The following is a 17,671-nucleotide window of genomic DNA, read 5'->3' as shown; positions in this document are numbered from 1 at the left end:
GTCGTCGTTACCGTGTCGCTGTCCGTTACACCGCGGCCTTCGCGCGCGCGGGCGCCTGCGCCTGCGCGGCCGCGTCGTGGGTGCGCAGGCCGGCGCAGATCAGGTCGGTCGGCACGTCCAGCGCCCAGCTGGCGGCGGCCGCGGCCAGCAGCGCCGCCGGGTGCTTGACGGTGGCCGGCTTGATCTTGGCCAGGCCCAGCAGCGGCGCTTCCTCGCTGCCCGCGGCCATCACGATGTGCTGGTCGCGCAGGAACACCACGCGCTTGCCGGCCGCGCGGTGCTGCTGCAGGACCGCGTTGTTCTCCTCCAGCGCGTAGAAGATCACGGCGCCGTCGGACAGGCCGGCCAGCTCGACCACTTGCGCATCTTCGGCGTTGAGCACGGCGGCGCCATCGGACAGCACCACGTCGACCTGGCTGCGCACCACGTTGAACAGGGCGTCGTCGTCGCGCACGTACAGGTCTTCGACCTCGGCGACCTTGCCCATGTCGGTCACGATGCCGACCAGGCAGCGGTCGTAGGGCAGGCCTTCGAGCAGGATGGTGCGCGCGTTCGATTCGAACACGGCGGCCTGCACGGTGCGGTTGATCAGCAGGCGCTGGCCGGCGTCGAAACGGGTGCCGTCCTTGGCCGTGACGCGGCGGCCGTCGAGGAACAGGCCGTCGCGGTTGGCCACGCCGACGTGCTTGCCGGAGTGGTTCAGCACGGTGCCGACCAGGCGCGTGACCAGCGCCGCTTCCGGCGAGGTGCCGGTCACGCCGACCAGCGGGATGCGGCCGGTGGCGTCGGCGGCGTCCGCGAACAGGTGCTCGACGATGGCCTGGCCGACCGCACGCGGCTGGCCCTGGGCCGGCTTGATGTGGGCCAGCAGGCCCGGGCTGGCGTTGACTTCGATGATGGCGCCGCGCTGTTCTTCGAGCGGACGCGCGATGTCTTCGCACACCAGGTCGATGCCGGCGATGTCCAGGCCGACCACGCGCGCCGCCAGCGCGGCCATGTAGGCCACGTCCGGGTGCACCTGGTCGGTGACGTCGTCGGCGACGTTGCCGTTCAACTGGATCAGCACTTTCTGGCCGGCCTGCGGCACGGACTCGGGCGTGAAGCCCTGGCGCTTGAGGTCGAGCTTGATCTCGTCGCTCTCCTGCGGTTTGACCAGGCTGAGCGGATGTTCTTCGCTCTCGCCGCGGCGCGGGTCGACGTTGATCTGGCTGTCGCACAGCCCGACGATGGTCGACGCGCCGTCGCCGGTCACCCACAGCGACTCGCCCTTGGCCGCGGCCACGACTTTCTGGCCGACCACCAGCAGGCGGTGCTCGTTGCCGGGCACGAAGCGCTCGACCAGCACCGCGCTGGAATCGCCTTCTTCGGAGGCGATCGCATAGGCCGCGTGGACGTCGGCTTCGTTCATCAGGTTGAGCGAGACGCCGCGCCCGTGGTTGCCGTCGACCGGCTTGATGGCGACCGGCAGGCCGATGTCCTGCGCCTCTTCCCAGGCGTCGGCCGGATTGCGCACGATGGCGCCTTCCGGGACCGGCACGCCGCACGAGGCCAGCAGGGTCTTGGTCAGGTCCTTGTCGCTGGCGATCGATTCGCCGATCGCGCTGGTGCGGTCGGTCTCGGCGGTCCAGATGCGGCGCTGGGCGGCGCCGTGGCCGAACTGCACCAGGTTGCCCTCGGTGAGGCGGATCGAGGGGATGCGGCGCTCGGTGGCGGCATCGACGATGCTGGCGGTCGAGGGACCGAGGCAGTAGCGGTCGACCAGCTCGGTCAGCTCGGCCACGCTGGCCTTCAGGTCGAACGGCGTGTCGTTGATCGCCGCCAGCAGCAGCGCGTGGCCGGCCTGCAGGGCGGCGCGGCCGACGATCTCGTCGCGCGTGCGGAACGCCATCTTGTAGATGCCGCGGTCGGCCGTGGAGCGGGTCTTGCCGAAGCCGGTCTTCATGCCGGCCATGTTCTGCACTTCGAGCACGACGTGCTCGAGGATGTGGCCGGCCCAGGTGCCGTCGCGCAGGCGCTCGAGGAAGCCGCCGCGCTCGCCGACGCCGCAGCGGTGCTCGACCAGGCCGGGCAGCCAGCCGGTCAGGCGCTCGTACAGGCCGGGGAGGGTATTCGAGGGAAATTCTTCGAGTTCGCCGATGTCGAGCCAGGCTTCGATGACGGGGCGGTACGTCCAGATGTTCGGTCCACGCAGGTGGGTTACACGAAGAATTTCGATGTCTTTCTTATTTGTCATGAAAATTTCTTGCCACGCAGTGTCCGCTCACTCACTGCGCCGCTTTGCCTATGTTTGTGCGCCGCGCCGCACGCCGCCGTCCTGGCGACGCCCCCGTTTTTTTCTGCGGCGCACATGTTGTATACTTGCCGAAACGAAGCTTACCGTGCCAAACCGATTTCTGCCAGTCTCGTGCCCAGATAGCATACCGCAACGCTCCAGCCGGAACTCCGAAAAACCTGCAGCCAATCTTTCAGCCGAACTCTACCGGATTTTCCGGTTTTTTGGCTTCCGGACGAGTCGCTTGTCAACGGCAAACCCCCTCGCAACGTTCCATCGTTCTGATCTGCCGATTGCGGCGCGATTCCCAATCATTACTAATAGACGGAAACCCAGCCGCACAACGCGGCAAGACCATGACAACTCAACAACTTGTTCCCCCCGTACCGCTGGCGGTCGCCGCCAGTTTCCTGCCTGAGCACTGGCAGGCGGACGTCGAGAAAAAGCTTGCGCCCGGGGAAAACGTTTTAACCAGCGTCGAGGTTGACCTCGATGCGAAATTACGCTTCACCAAGGGCCTGCTGGTCGTCACCGACCGCCGCCTGCTCGCGCGCGCGCCCGGCGAAACCACCTGGCAGGACTGGCCTTACCGGGCCGGCCTGCAGCTGCGCCACTACGACCACGCCGGTGTCGGCCACCTCGAACTGGTCGACGACCACGGCCTGATCAAAGCCTGGCGCTTTACGCTCGGCCAGAACCTGCACGCGATCCGCGTGGTCGACGGGTTCCACGACCAGGTCGAAAGCCACGTCTCGGGCAAGGCCGTCCAGCCGCCCGAACAGCACACTTGCCCGAGCTGCAAGGCGCCGCTCGAAGCGGACCAGGACGATTGCCCGATCTGCACCAAGGTGCTGCATACGCCGCCGTCGACCTGGACCCTGTTCCGTTTATGGCGTTTCGCCAAGCCTTACAAAGGCCAGTTGTTCCTCGGATTCTTGCTGATGTTCGCAAGTACCGGCGCACACATGATCCCGCCGTACCTGACCCAGCCGCTGACCGACAACGTCCTGATTCCCTACCAGACCGGCCACCAGGTCGACACCGGCCTGGTCTACAAATACATGGCCGGCCTGCTGGCATCCTCGGTGCTGGCCTGGGCGCTGGGCTGGTGGCGCACCTACATCCTGGCCATCGTCTCGGAACGGATGGGCGCCGACATGCGCTCGGAAACCTACGAGCACCTGTTGCGCCTGTCGCTGGAATTTTTTGGCGGCAAGCGTACCGGCGACCTGATGAGCCGGATCGGCAGCGGCTCGGACCGCATCTGCGTGTTCCTGTCGCTGCACCTGCTCGACTTCCTGTCGGACTGCCTGATGATCATCATGACGGGCGTGATCCTGTTCTCGATGAACGCCGAGCTGGCCGCGATCACGCTGCTGCCGCTGCCCTTCATCGCCTGGATGATCCACGTCGTGCGCGACAAGCTGCGTACCGGCTTCGAGAAGATTGACCGTGTCTGGGGCGAAGTCACCAACGTGCTGGCCGATACGATTCCCGGCATCCGCGTGGTGAAGGCGTTTGCACAGGAAAAGCGCGAAGCGCAGCGTTTCCGCGCCGCCAACAAGCACAACCTCGACGTCAACGACAAGCTGAACAAGGTGTGGTCGCTGTTCTCGCCGACCGTCTCCTTCCTGACCGAAATCGGCCTGCTGGTGATCTGGTGCTTCGGCATCTGGCAGGTCAGCCGCGGCGAGACCACGACCGGTACGCTGACCTCGTTCATCGCCTACAGCGGCCGCTTCTACACGCGCCTCGATTCGATGAGCCGCATCGTCTCGGTCACGCAAAAGTCGGCCTCGGCCGCCAAGCGCATCTTCGACATCCTGGACCACGTTTCGAGCGTGCCGGACCCGGTCAATCCCGCCAGGCTGGACAAGGTCGACGGCAACATCGAATTGCGCCAGGTCGGTTTCCGCTACGGCAACCGCGCGGTCAACCGCGGCATTTCGCTGAACATCAAGGCCGGCGAAATGGTCGGCCTGGTCGGTCATTCGGGTTCCGGCAAATCGACGCTGGTCAACCTGATCTGCCGTTTCTACGACGTCTCGGAAGGCGCGATCCTGCTCGACAGCAAGGACATCCGTTCGTTCGCGGTGGCCGATTACCGCCGCCACATCGGCCTGGTGCTGCAGGAGCCTTTCCTGTTCTTCGGCACGATCGCCGAGAACATCGCCTACGGCAAGCCGGACGCGACGCGCGAAGACATCATCGCCTCCGCGCGCGCCGCGCACGCGCACGAGTTCATCCTGCGCCTGCCGCAAGGCTACGATTCGATGGTCGGCGAGCGCGGCCAGGGCCTGTCGGGTGGCGAGCGCCAGCGCATCTCGATCGCGCGCGCGCTGCTGATCGACCCGCCGATCCTGATCCTCGACGAAGCGACCTCGTCGGTGGACTCGGAAACCGAAAAGGAAATCCAGAAGGCCCTCGACAATCTGGTGCAGGGCCGTACGACCATCGCGATCGCGCACCGCCTGTCGACGCTGCACCGCGCCGACCGCCTGGTCGTGCTCGACCGCGGCGAAGTGGTGGAAGAGGGCAGCCACGACGCGCTGATGGCCAAGGAAGGCGCCTACTACCGCTTGTACGAAGCGCAGGCGCGCAACGTCGACCAGGACCCGGATGGCGGCGAGGAAGAGTGACCCATGACTATTTCGTTCAATACTCAGTTTCAACCCGAGTTTCGACTGCGGCGTGACGCCTTCGGCAAGCTGGTGCTGACCAATGCCGACGGCGAGGAATTCGTCGGGGTGGCGCCGGTACGCTCCTTCCCGGTCCAGGCGCCGATGCGCGGCATCTCGCTGGTGCGCGACGGCGGCAAGGAAGTGGCCTGGATCGAAGACCTGGAAGCCATGCCGGCCGAGATCCGTTCACTGGTCACCGAGGAACTCGATGGGCGCGAATTCATGCCCGAGGTCTTGCAGATCAAGTCGGTGTCGAGTTTCGCCACGCCGACCACCTGGACGGTGGCGACCGACCGCGGCGACACCGAGTTCGTGCTCAAGGCCGAGGAAGACATCCGCCGCCTGGGCGCCTTCTCGCTGCTGGTGACGGACAGCCACGGCATCCAGTTCCTGATCCGCGACATGTTTGCAATCGACAAGGGCAGCCGCAAGATTCTCGACCGCTTCCTGTAATCACGCATTTGCTATTGCCGGTGCGGGCGGCCTAGAGCCGCCCGCCGTTGTTTACGCGGTGTCGGCGCGAAGCCGTGCCCAGTCAAGTGGCGTTGGCGGTGACTTTCGGTCGTATTGTATTTGTCTGCAGGTATTTACAGTTTCGTCAAGAATTGAGGGATATGAGGGCCACACACGCGGCCCCTGGCTCGTCGAGCGCGGCGCCCCGGCGAACACAATGAATTTGACGCCGCTGTTGTCGATAGGCAACGCAGGAAGCGACAAAAACGGAAAAATCGGCAACTCGACTTCAAGCTGCTTTTTGATACGCGCAGTTACCGATATGATTTCTTCAAATCAATTCATTGAGCCATCCGCCATGTTCTCTTTCGAAAACCTGAAGATCCGTACCAAACTCAGTCTCGGCTTTGGCGCCCTGGTCGCCTTGATGCTCGTGCTCGCCACTGTCTCGCTGTGGCGGATGGGCGCGATGTCGAATGCCGTCGAGCGCATGGAACACGTGCAGATCGAGCGCCTCGATCCGCTGTACGTCGCGCGCGAAGCGCTCGACCAGACCGGCCTGGCGGCTCGCAACGCCTTCATCTTCACCGACGCCGCAGCGGCCGTGCACGAGCTGGACATCCTCGACCAGCAGCGCAGCCTGTACCTGGCCCAGCTCGAGCAGCTCGCGCCGCGCTTTGCCGGCAACCCCCAGTTCGAACAGATGCGGGCCGACATGCTGAAGATGGCGCACGAGCTCGATCGTCCGCGCAAGTACCGCGATGCTGGCGACATGAACGCTTACGGCCAGTTCCTCATGAACGAATGCAGCCCGTTGCGCCGCCGCATCGTGGACGAGATCGCCGTGCTGGTCAAAGCCGAGCAGGCCGAAAGCGCGGGCGCCGTCACGCTTGCCGATACCGTGTTCTCGCAATCGATCGTGGAGGTCGCCCTGGTCACCGGATTCGCCTTCGTGCTGTGCATGGCCATCGGCTGGGCGATCACGCGCAGCCTGCTGCGCCAGCTGGGCGGCGAGCCGGCCTACGCGGCCGACATCGCCGACCGCATCGCCCACGGCGAACTGGCGATCGATGTCGACACCCGCAGCGGCGACGAGTCCAGCCTGCTGTATTCGATCCGCTCGATGCGCGACAAGCTGGCCGCCATCGTCGGCCAGGTGCGCAGCGGCACCGACTCGATCACCCATGCATCGAGCGACATCGCCAGCGGCAGCGAGGATCTCGCACGGCGCACCGAGCAGCAGGCCGGCGCGCTGGAAGCGGTCGCGTCGGCGATGGAAGAGCTGACCTCGACCGTGCGCCAGAATGCCGACAACGCGACCCAGGCCAACCTGCTCGCCCAGACCGCGTCGGAAGTGTCGTGCGAAGGCGGCCGCGTGGTCGAAGACGTGGTGCGGACCATGGGTTCGATCAACGACTCGTCGAAGAAAATCGTCGACATCATCGCGGTCATCGACGGCATCGCTTTCCAGACCAATATCCTGGCCCTGAACGCGGCGGTGGAAGCCGCACGCGCCGGCGAGCAGGGACGCGGCTTCGCCGTGGTGGCGAGCGAAGTGCGCAACCTGGCCCAGCGCTCGGCGGCCGCGGCGAAGGAGATCAAGGGCCTGATCGTCGATTCGGTCGACCGCGTCGACACCGGTGCCCGTCTGGTCGAGCAGGCCGGCGACACCATGCGCAAGGTGGTCGAGAGTGTCGGCCGCGTGACCGGCATCATGGCCGAGATCAGCAGCGCCAGCCTCGAACAGACGGCCGGCATCGAGCAGGTCAACACCTCGATCGGCGCCATGGACGGCATGACCCAGCAGAATACCGCGCTGGTCGAGGAGGCCTCGGCCGCGGCCCAGGAAATGCAGCAGCAGGCCGCGGCGCTGGCGGAGGTGGTCGGCGTGTTCAAGCTCGAGGCGGCTGCCGGACGCCAACGCGCGGCGGCGCCCCTGCAGGCCGGCGCTCGCCCGGAACGCCTGCTGGCGCGGCATTGAGCCGGCCGCGCGCGCGTGCGGGTACGTGCGCGCGTGCGGCTCGGGCTTGGGTTCAGGCTCGAGCCGAGGCTCAGTGGACCGGGCTGCCCAGCACGTTGCCGTCCGCCGTGCCGTAGTAGTACGGTCCGTTCAGCGACGAGCCGTCGGGATAGGTCTGCACGGTCTGCGCCGTCCAATCGGCAAGGTTGAACCAGGCGCCTGCCTTGAAACTGGTTTGCGCCGCGCCCGAGCGCGGCGACGGCTGGGCCGGTTGCGCGCTCAGCCGGTACACCTGGATGCCGGTGTTGTCCACCAGCGGTTTGCCGTCGACGCACTGGCTCGGCGCGCGCGCGTACCTGACCAGATAGGCCGAATTTTGCGCCGTGTAGGAAGCGGTCGTGTTTTCCTGGTTGTAGGGATTGGCCGCCAGTTCCACCCTGGCTTGTCCCGCCGGGCCGGAGACCAGCAGGGCGGTCTCCTCGTCGATCCCCATGCCGACCACGCTGCCGAATTGTTCGACGCCGCCGCTGCAGCCATTGCCGATCCTCGCCACGAAGGAAAACAGCCGGCCCAGGCGGTCGCGGGTGTTCAAGTGGGGATCGGTGATCACCTTTGCCAGCGAGGGAATGTTCAGGAAGCTGCCTTTCTGCACGAACTTGTTCGACGAGGTGTTCAAGGGGTCGATCGTCATGTAGCGGTTGAAGGGGTTCTTCAAGGCCGCCGTCGACTCGACCGTGTCGTTCAGCGCGGCGAACGCATATTGCCCCAGCATGGCTGTGCCGGCGCTGGTGCCGCCGACCGGGACGCCGGCGCGGATCGCGCCCTGGAGCAGCTTGTTCAGCGACGTCTCCTGCCACTGGTTGTAGTAGGCGGCCTGGTCGCCGCCGGCGATGAAGATGGCGTTCGCGCGCGCCACCACGTTCAGGACGAACGGATCCTCCGCCGCCTTGCGGCTGGGGATGATCAGGGTCTCGACGGAAGTCAGGCCGAGGTCGGCGCCGCCGACCATTTCGTAATTGCGCGGCGTGGTCGTGTCGACGTCGCCCAGCTTGCTGTAGATGTAGGGATTGTAGGCGTCGCCCCCGCTGGCGCGGATGATCAGGAAGCGCCCGCCGGTGGATCTGGAGATGCCCGCGCGCGCGATCAGCCAGCGGAACGCTTCGCCGACGTCGTAGCCGCCGCCCACCAGTGCGACGGCCGGCGTGCAGTTGCCTTGACTACAGGACAGCGGCTTCGCGCTCACGCTCGGATCGTCGGGATTGCCGAGGTAGGAATACGTATAGTCCTTGGCCGCCAGCGCGGCGTTGGAGGCAGAGATGAGCAGGAGGAATGCGGCGTACAGGGGCTTGCGAGGGAAGGTCATGGCATCTCCGTCAGGAAAGGAAGCGCAGGGCTTGCCTGCCCGTCGATCTTACGGGTTTTGCCGCGCCATTCGGTCCGGTCAAACGCAACATTGGCGCGTTTAACAACAGTCGCGGGCGAGGGCGCGGGCGAAGATTCTCATCGGTAACGTGTGGCGCAGGACGCGTTTTCGCGTAAAGTCCGGATATGTCCCAGCAGATCCATTACGTCGTCGTCACCATGGGCTCGGCCGGCGACCTGTTCCCCTTCATGGCGATGGCGCTGGCCCTGCGCGCGCGCGCTCACCGGGTCAGTTTCCTCGCGCCCGAACAGCACGGCGCCTACGTGGTCGAGGCCGGGCTGGATTCGACCGGGCTGCCGGTCGACGAGGAAGTGCTGCGCGACCCCGACCTGTGGCATCCGACGCGCGGCTTCGGCGTGGTCTGGCGCGCGACGCGGCCGGCGATGGCGCACCTGCTGCCTTTCATCGATGCCTTGCCCGCGGACGAGGATTGCGTACTGCTGGTGCACCCGCTGGCCTTGCCCGAAGCCGCCCTGTGCCGCGCGCGCCATCCGCGCCTGAGCGTGGCGGCGGCCTACCTGGCGCCGTCGAACCTGCCGAGCGTACACGATCCGCTGATGATCGGACCCTGGCGCGTGCCGCGCTGGGTGCCGCTCGGCGCGCGCCGCCAACTGCTGCGCTGGGGCGTGCGCCGTTTCGTCGATCCGGTCGCACTGGACGAGGTGAACGCGGCGCGCGCGGCGCGCGGCCTGGCGCCGCTCGCCAGCATGCTGCCCGACATGCTGAACCTGGCCGACTTGTCGATCGCCTTGTTCCCGTCCTGGTTCGGACCGATCCAGCCCGACTGGCCGCAGCCGATGCACCAGGCCGGCTTTCCGCTGTACGACCCGTCGCCGGACTCGATGCCGGATGCGCCGCTGGCGCCGGAACTGGCAAGCTTCCTGGCCGCCGGCGCGGCCCCGGTGGTGTTCACGCCCGGTACCGGCAACCTGCAGGCGGGCGCGTATTTTCGCCATGCCGCCGCCGCCACGCGCGCGCTCGGACTGCGCGCGATCTTCCTGACGCTGCACCGCGCACAGCTGCCGCCCGAGCTGCCCTCACACGTCCTGTGGCAGGGATACGTGCCGCTGCGGCGCCTGCTGCCGCAGGTGGCGGCGCTGGTGCATCACGGCGGCATCGGCACCACGGCCGAGGCGCTGCGCGCGGGCACGCCGCAGCTGGTGGTGCCGCTGGCGCACGACCAGTTCGACAATGCCGCGCGCGTCGCCGCGCTGGACGCGGGCCTGGTCCTGCACGCCGCGCGCGTGACGCGTGCGCGCATGACGCGCTGCCTGCGCGCGCTGCTGGCGGCGCCCGCGATCGCGCAAGGAGCGCGGCGCCAGAGTGCGCGCCTGCAGGCCGGCGCCGGCCTGGAGGACGCGTGCCGGGCGCTGGAGGCGCTGGCGCGCCCGGGCCAGCCGGGCGGCTAGCCCTTGCGCCGGACGCCGGGATCGCTATCCCGGCGCAACCCGGCAACAGCCCGTTGCGAAGCGTGTCACAATGCCTTTTGTCCGGGCAATCTGCGAAAGGAATCACCATGCAACGAAGCGCACTGGTCGTCGGCGCCAGCGGTATCGGCGGTCGCCATACCGTTCATGAATTGTTGAACCATGGCTGGACCGTGTACGGCCTGGCGCGCCGTCCGCCCAAGGACTTGCCGGGCATGATCCCGGTCGCGGCCGACCTGCTCGACCCGGCCGCGCTGGCGAATGCGCTGTCGGACGTGGCCCCGACCCACGTGTTCATCACGACCTGGATGCGCCGGGACAGCGAGCTTGAAAACATCCGCGTCAACGCCGGCATGGTGCGCAACCTGCTCGAGGCGCTGTCGCACAGGAAGTCCGTGCGCCACGTGGCGCTGGTGACCGGACTGAAGCACTACCTCGGCCCGTTCGAAGCCTACGCCAGTTCGGGGACGCTGCCGGACACGCCGCTGCGCGAATCGCAGCCGCGCCTGCCGCTGGAGAATTTCTACTACGCCCAGGAAGACGAGGTCTATGCCGCCGCCGAGCGCGACCGCTTCACCTGGACCGTGCACCGTCCGCACAGCATCATCGGCCTGGCGGTGGGCAACGCGATGAACATGGGCACCACGCTGGCCGTGTACGCCTCGATCTGCAAGGAGACCGGGCGTCCATTCCAGTTCCCCGGCTCGCAAGCGCAGTGGGACGGCCTGTGCGACGTCACCGACGCGCGCATCCTGGCCAGGCAGCTGCGCTGGGCCGCCGACACCGACGCGGCGCGCAACGAAGCCTTCAACATCGCCAACGGCGACTATTTCCGCTGGAGCTGGCTGTGGCGCCGCCTGGCGGCCTGGTTCGGCGTGCAGGCGGCCGGCTTCGACGGCACCGTGCGCCCTCTCGAAGCCGAGATGGCGAACGACCGCGAGCTCTGGCGCGAGATCGCGCGCAAGCACAAGCTGGTCGAGCCCGACCTGGATCGCCTGGCATCAAGCTGGCACACCGATCTCGACCTGGGGCGTCCGATCGAGGTCATGACCGACATGGCCAACAGCCGCCGCCTCGGCTTTTGCGACTGGCAGGCGAGCGAGGATTCCTTCTTCGACCTGTTCTCGGCGCTGCGCGCGCAGCGGCTGATTCCTTGACGTCCTGGCATCTTGAGTGCGTCAGCGCACCGCCGCAAGCCGCGGTGTGCGCTGTAATGGCTTCATCGTCAATCGCATTCCGGAGACCCGATGCGCCGCAAGCAGGACACCAGCAACGTCAACGACCGCGCCGCAGCCGGCCCTGGCCCCGGCGCTGAAAACCGCGACCAGGACCGCGCCGCGCGCGGCTACGTGCGCGTGCGCGGCGCGCGCGAGCACAACCTGAAAAACGTCAGCCTGGATATCCCGCGCGATGCGCTGGTGGTGTTCACCGGCGTCTCGGGGTCCGGCAAATCGTCGCTGGCCTTCGGCACGCTGTACGCGGAAGCGCAGCGGCGCTACCTGGAATCGGTCTCGCCCTACGCGCGCCGGCTGTTTCACCAGATGCCGGTGCCGGAAGTCGACGAGATCGACGGCCTGCCGCCGGCCGTGGCCCTGCAGCAGCAGCGCGGCACGCCGACCACGCGCTCCTCGGTCGGCAGCGTCAGCACGCTCTCCAACTCGCTGCGCATGCTGTACTCGCGCGCCGGCGACTATCCGCCCGGCCAGGAATTGCTGTACGCCGAATCGTTTTCGCCCAACACCGCCGAGGGCGCCTGCCCGCAGTGCTCGGGCCTGGGCCGCATCTACGAGGTGACCGAGCAGTCGATGGTGCCCGACGATTCGCTTACCATCCGCGAGCGCGCGGTGGCCGCCTGGCCGCCGGCCTGGCACGGCCAGAACCTGCGCGACATCCTGGTCACGATGGGCTACGACGTCGACACGCCCTGGCGCGACCTGCCCAAAAAGGACCGCGACTGGATCCTGTTTACCGACGAGACCCCGACCGTGCCGGTCTACGCCGGCTTGAACCCTGCGGAAACGGAGCAGGCCCTCAAGCGCAAGGACACCCCCAGCTACCAGGGCACCTTTACCGGCGCGCGGCGCTACGTGCTGCAGACCTTCGCCAATACCGAGAGCGCGTCGATGAAGAAGCGCGTGGCGCGCTACATGGTCAGCCAGGAATGCCCGACCTGCCATGGCAAGCGCCTGCGTCCGGAAGCGCTGTCGATCACGTTTGCCGGGCTGGACATCACCGAGCTGTCGCGCCTGCCGCTCGAGCGCCTGGCGCGCCTGCTGGCGCCGTTCGTCGACGGCGCCGCGCCTTCGGGCAAGGCGCGCGCCGCCAAGCACCCCGAGCAGCTGATCGTCACGCAGCGCATCGCCGCCGACCTGTGCGCGCGTTTGCAGGTGCTGCTGGCCATGGGCCTGGGTTACCTGGCGCTGGAGCGCAGCACGCCGACGCTGTCGCCGGGTGAACTGCAGCGCCTGCGCCTGGCGACCCAGGTGCGTTCGAACCTGTTCGGCGTGGTCTACGTGCTGGACGAACCCTCGGCAGGCCTGCACCCGGCCGACACCGAGGCGCTGCTCGACGCGCTGGCCCAGTTGAAAAGCGCCGGCAACTCGCTGTTCGTGGTCGAGCACGCGCTGGACGTGATCCGCCACGCCGACTGGATCGTCGACGTCGGTCCGCAAGCCGGCGAGAAGGGCGGGCAGGTGCTGTACAGCGGCGTGCCCGAGGGCTTGAAGGAGGTGGAAGGCTCGCACACGCGGCGCTACCTGTTCGACGATGCGGCCGACGCCGCGCAGCTGGTGCGGGCCGGCGCCGCGCGGCGCGAACCGTCCGGCTGGCTGCGCCTGGAAGGCGTCACGCGCAACAATCTGAACCGGCTGGCGGTCGGGTTCCCGCTCGGCGTGCTGTGCGGCGTCACCGGCGTGTCCGGCTCGGGCAAGTCGTCGCTGGTCAGCCAGGTGCTGGTCGAGCTGGTCGCGCGCGCGCTCGGCCAGGCCGCGCCCGAGGACGAGCCGGACGAGGAGCCTGGCCTGGACCGCGAGGAAGAGATTCCGCTCGAGGGCCGCATCCTCGAGGGCATGGAAGGCGTGCGCCGCCTGGTGCGGGTCGACCAGAAGCCGATCGGGCGCACGCCGCGCTCGAACCTGGCGACCTACACCGGCCTGTTCGACTCGGTACGCAAGCTGTTCGCTTCTACGGCGCAGGCGAAACGCCACCGCTACGACGCCGGACGCTTCTCGTTCAACGTCGCCAAGGGCCGCTGCGAGCATTGCGCCGGCGAAGGCTTCGTCATGGTCGAACTGCTGTTCCTGCCGAGCGTCTACGCGCCGTGCCCGACCTGCGGCGGCGCGCGCTACAACGCCGATACGCTGAGAATCACCTACAAGGAGCGCAACGTCGCGGAAGTGCTCGGGATGACGGTCGACGAGGCCCATGCCTTCTTCGAGGACGAGGAAGCGGTGGCGCGGCCGCTGCAGGTGCTGCGCGAAGTCGGCCTGGGCTACCTGCGGCTGGGCCAGAGCGCAACCGAATTGTCCGGCGGCGAAGCCCAGCGCATCAAGCTGGCCACCGAGCTGCAGCGCGCCGGCCGCGGCGGCACGCTGTACATCCTCGACGAGCCGACCACCGGCCTGCATCCGCTCGACGCCGACCGCCTGCTGGTGCAGCTCGACCGGCTGGTCGAGGCCGGCAACAGCGTCATCATGGTCGAGCACACGATGCGCGTGGTGGCGGCCTGCGACTGGATCATCGACATCGGACCGGGCGCCGGCGAGGCGGGCGGCCAGGTGGTGGCGGAAGGGCCGCCGGCCGAGGTCGCGCGGACGCGGGGCAGCAAAACCGCACCTTACTTGTCAGCAACTTTAGCCGAACGGCGATAAACGGCATGTAAATATCCGGTTCAGAAGCGAAACCCGACGTCCAAAAGAACACGCCGGTTTCGATAAGTGCGTTACACTTGAGATATTTTTTTCCTACCGTAACGCATACGCATGTCCGCTTCGAGTATAGATAGCGATCAGTTCCGCCGCATCCTTTCCCGCAACGTCGCCATGCCGCTGGGCATGGGCGTGCTCAGCGCGCTGGTCTTCGTTGGCATCATCGCCTATTTGATCAACGTATTGAGCTGGGTCGAGCATTCCGAACACGTGATCGGCCAAGCCAATGAAATCGGCAAGCTGGCTTCCGACATGCAGACCAACACGCGTGGTTATCTGCTGTCCGGCGACAACGATTACCTCCAGTTTTATTCGGGCGCCAAAACCAAGGTCAGCGCCGAGCTGGAGGAGTTGGCCCGCCAGGTGGTCGACAATCCTGCCCAGGTGGAGCGCGTCGGGCGCTGGCGCGCCGCCCACCTGCAATGGCAGGCCTACGCCGATGAGATGATGGCCCTGCGCGGCAAGAACGCCGACGTGGTCGAGATCGTCAAGAGCGGACGCGGCAAGGCCTTGAGCACAGAAATGCGGATGCGTGCCGACGAGTTCCTGCGCGTCGAGGAGGACCTGCTGCACGAGCGTAACGCCTCGTCGCGCAACGTGATCGGATGGTCGGTCGCGGCGTTCCTGACCTTCAGCCTGATCGTGGCCGGCCTGCTGGCGATGTTCGGCCGGCGCGACCTGACCCACCTGTCGCGTTCGTATAACGAGACCCTCGAGCACGAGGCCCAGCACAACGAGGAACTGCGCCAGCAGGACTGGCTGCGTACCGGCCAGGCCGAGCTGGCCAGCCAGAGTACCGGCATCCACGAGCTGAGCGGCCTGGCCGAGCGCGTGCTGAACTACGTCGCGCGCTACCTGGACGGCGCCGTGGCGGCGATGTACGTGCGCAGCGAAGACGGCGTGCTGACCCGCATCGGCACCTACGGCTTGGCGCCCGGCCTGGCCAGGCATAACGAAGTGATCCAGCCGGACGAGTCGCTGGCCGCCAAGGCCGCCAACGAGGGCCGGGCGCTGGTGCTGCGCGACCTGCCGCCGGACTACATCAAGGTCGGGTCGAGCCTGGGCGAAGCCGCGCCGCGCGAACTGCTGATCGCACCGATATCGAACCACGGCAAGATCAAGGGCATCATCGAGATCGGCTTCCTGCGCCTCGTCACCCAGCGCGACCAGGATTTCATGGGACTGATCGGCCCGGCGGTGGGCTCGTCGGTGGCCGCGGTGCTGTACCGCCAGCGCCTGCAGGTCGCGCTGGAAGAGCAGCAGGCGCTCAACGAGGAACTGCAGGTGCAGCAGGAAGAGCTGCGCACCGCCAACGAGGAACTCGAAGAGCAGTCGCGCGCGCTGGAGGAATCGCAGTCGGCGCTGGAAAACCAGCAGGCCGAACTGGAGCAGACCAACGAGCAGCTGGCCGAGCAGGCCAACAACCTCGACCTGAAGAACGTCGCGCTGACCCTGGCCCAGAACCAGCTGCGCGAGCGCGCGCTGGAGCTGGAGCGCGCCAGCCGCTACAAATCCGAGTTCCTGGCGAACATGTCGCACGAACTCAGGACGCCGCTGAACAGCTCGCTGATCCTGGCCAAGCTGTTGTCCGACAACCAGGCCGGCAACCTGAACGAAGAGCAGGTGCGCTTCGCCCAGACCATCTATTCGGCCGGCAACGACCTGCTGAACCTGATCAACGACATCCTCGACATCTCGAAGGTCGAAGCCGGCAAGCTCGAACTGGTGCCGGAAGACCTGCCGCTGCGCCGCGTGATCGAGGGGATGGCGCGCACCTTCGAGCCGCTGGCGCGCCAGAAGGAGCTCGAATTCGTGCTGCAGGTGGCGCCGGAAGTGCCGGCCACGATCCACACCGACCGCCAGCGCCTGGAGCAGATCCTCAAGAACATGCTGTCGAACGCGGTCAAGTTCACCGACGGCGGCCGCGTCAGCCTGAGCGTGACGGCGCGCGACGATGGCTGGGTCCAGTTCGCGGTGCAGGATTCCGGCATCGGCATTTCCGCCGACCAGCTGGAACGCATCTTCGACGCCTTCCACCAGGCCGACGGCTCGACCGCGCGCAAGTACGGCGGCACCGGCCTGGGCCTGTCGATCTCGCGCGACCTGGCCGGCCTGCTGGGCGGCACCATCCAGGTGACCAGTACCCCGGGCGCCGGCAGCACCTTCACCCTAAGCCTGCCACGCAACGGCGCGGTGGCGGCCACGCCGCCGGCCCCGGTCGCGCATACGCCCGCGCCCGTGCCGGCGGCTGCGCGTGCCCGTGCGAGCGCCGCTGCCGAGGAAGCCGCGCCGCAGCCTTCGATCCCGAGCTTCGCCGACGACCGCGGCCAGCCCGCCGCCGGCGTGCGCACCGTGCTGGTGGTCGAGGACGATCCGGAATTCGCGCGCATCCTGTACGGCCTGGCGCACGACATGGAATTCCGCTGCCTGGTCGCGCACTCCGCCGGCGAAGGCCTGGAGCTGGCGATGGGCGAGAACCCGGACGCGATCCTGCTCGACGTGCGCCTGCCCGACGGCTCCGGCCTGTCGGTGCTGCAGCAGCTCAAGGACAACGCGGCCACCCGCCACATCCCGGTGCACATGGTGTCGAGCCAGGACAATGCCGGCGAGGCGCTGCAGCTGGGCGCGATCGGCTACGCTCTCAAGCCGACCTCGCGCGAGCAGCTGGAAGAAGTCTTCGTCAAGCTCAAGGACAAGTCGTCGCAGAAGGTCAAGCGCGTGCTGCTGGTCGAGGACGACGAGCGCCAGCGCGACAGCGTGGTCCATCTGATCTCGGACAGCGACGTCGACATCGCGGCGGTCGGTTCGGGCGAGGAAGCCTTGACCCTGTTGCGCGCCGAGATTTTCGATTGCATGATCATCGACCTGAAGCTGCCCGACATGCAGGGCAACGAGCTGCTCAAGCGCATGTCGCAGGAAGAGCTGTGCTCGTTCCCGCCGGTGATCGTCTACACCGGCCGCAACCTGACGCGCGACGAGGAAGCCGAATTGTCGAAGTACTCGCGATCGATCATCATCAAGGGCGCGCGCTCGCCGGAGCGCCTGCTCGACGAGGTCACGCTGTTCCTGCACAAGGTCGAGTCCAAGCTCTCGTCCGAACGCCAGAACATGCTCAAGACCGTGCGCGGGCGCGACCGCGTATTCGAGGGCCGCACCATCCTACTGGTCGACGACGACGTGCGCAACGTGTTCGCCTTGACCTCCGCGCTGGAGCAGCGCGGCGCCAAGGTCGAGGTGGGCCGCAACGGCTTCGAGGCCATCTCCAAGCTGAACGAACTGGAAGCGGTCGACCTGGTGCTGATGGACGTGATGATGCCGGGCATGGACGGCCTGGAAGCCACGCGCCGCATCCGCCAGGACCCGCGCTTCACGCGCCTGCCGATCATCGCCGTGACCGCCAAGGCGATGAAGGATGACCAGGAACAATGCCTGGCCGCGGGCGCCAACGACTACCTGGCCAAGCCGATCGACCTGACCCGGCTGTACTCGCTGCTGCGCGTATGGATGCCGACCCTGGAGCGCATTTGAC

Annotated in this window: 9 protein-coding genes; 7 read left to right on the top strand and 2 right to left on the bottom strand. The window is 67.2% G+C overall.

From position 1 onward, the window contains the following. Nucleotides 1–25 precede the first annotated feature (25 nt). Nucleotides 26–2,233: a cyanophycin synthetase gene (cphA, locus tag FA90_RS12300; RefSeq protein ID WP_036169097.1), complete on the bottom strand. Its 2,208-nt coding sequence runs from the start codon at nucleotides 2,231–2,233 to the stop codon at nucleotides 26–28. 395 nt (nucleotides 2,234–2,628) lie between these two features. Here cphA and FA90_RS12295 point away from each other — a divergent pair, with 395 nt between their 5' ends. The 3 genes from FA90_RS12295 (at nucleotide 2,629) to FA90_RS12285 (ending at nucleotide 7,387) form a co-directional block, all read left to right on the top strand. Further along, nucleotides 2,629–4,911, top strand: a complete 2,283-nt coding sequence (locus tag FA90_RS12295; RefSeq protein ID WP_081933816.1) for an ABC transporter ATP-binding protein — start codon at nucleotides 2,629–2,631, stop codon at nucleotides 4,909–4,911. A gap of 3 nt (nucleotides 4,912–4,914) precedes the next feature. Further along, a complete protein-coding gene (locus tag FA90_RS12290; protein ID WP_036169095.1) occupies nucleotides 4,915–5,406 on the top strand; it encodes a DUF1854 domain-containing protein in 492 nt (163 codons plus the stop codon). A 358-nt stretch (nucleotides 5,407–5,764) separates the two neighbouring features. Continuing rightward, nucleotides 5,765–7,387: a methyl-accepting chemotaxis protein gene (locus FA90_RS12285; protein WP_036169093.1), complete on the top strand. Its 1,623-nt coding sequence runs from the start codon at nucleotides 5,765–5,767 to the stop codon at nucleotides 7,385–7,387. Nucleotides 7,388–7,457: 70 nt separating this feature from the next. Here the strand turns inward: FA90_RS12285 and FA90_RS12275 are convergent, their stop codons facing one another. Continuing rightward, a complete protein-coding gene (locus FA90_RS12275; RefSeq protein WP_051971736.1) occupies nucleotides 7,458–8,729 on the bottom strand; it encodes a cyanophycinase in 1,272 nt (423 codons plus the stop codon). Between the two features lie 185 nt (nucleotides 8,730–8,914). On the opposite strand from FA90_RS12275, the gene FA90_RS12270 reads away from it, so the two are divergent. The 4 genes from FA90_RS12270 (at nucleotide 8,915) to FA90_RS12255 (ending at nucleotide 17,670) form a co-directional block, all read left to right on the top strand. Next, nucleotides 8,915–10,198: a glycosyltransferase gene (locus FA90_RS12270; RefSeq protein WP_036169089.1), complete on the top strand. Its 1,284-nt coding sequence runs from the start codon at nucleotides 8,915–8,917 to the stop codon at nucleotides 10,196–10,198. 107 nt (nucleotides 10,199–10,305) lie between these two features. Continuing rightward, the gene (locus tag FA90_RS12265) at nucleotides 10,306–11,373 is read left to right on the top strand and encodes an SDR family oxidoreductase (protein ID WP_036169086.1); all 1,068 of its coding nucleotides are present in this window, start codon (nucleotides 10,306–10,308) and stop codon (nucleotides 11,371–11,373) included. A gap of 90 nt (nucleotides 11,374–11,463) precedes the next feature. Further along, nucleotides 11,464–14,085 carry an excinuclease ABC subunit UvrA gene (locus tag FA90_RS12260; RefSeq protein ID WP_081933815.1) on the top strand — a complete coding sequence of 874 codons (2,622 nt, stop codon included), beginning with the start codon at nucleotides 11,464–11,466 and terminating at the stop codon, nucleotides 14,083–14,085. Nucleotides 14,086–14,196: 111 nt separating this feature from the next. Then, nucleotides 14,197–17,670: a response regulator gene (locus tag FA90_RS12255; RefSeq protein ID WP_036169083.1), complete on the top strand. Its 3,474-nt coding sequence runs from the start codon at nucleotides 14,197–14,199 to the stop codon at nucleotides 17,668–17,670. Nucleotide 17,671 lies beyond the last annotated feature (1 nt).

The organism is Massilia sp. 9096 (assembly GCF_000745265.1).
Taxonomy (GTDB): domain Bacteria; phylum Pseudomonadota; class Gammaproteobacteria; order Burkholderiales; family Burkholderiaceae_D; genus Telluria.
The sequence above is the reverse complement of the archived record's forward strand: the minus strand, read 5'-3'. Positions and strand labels throughout refer to the sequence as shown.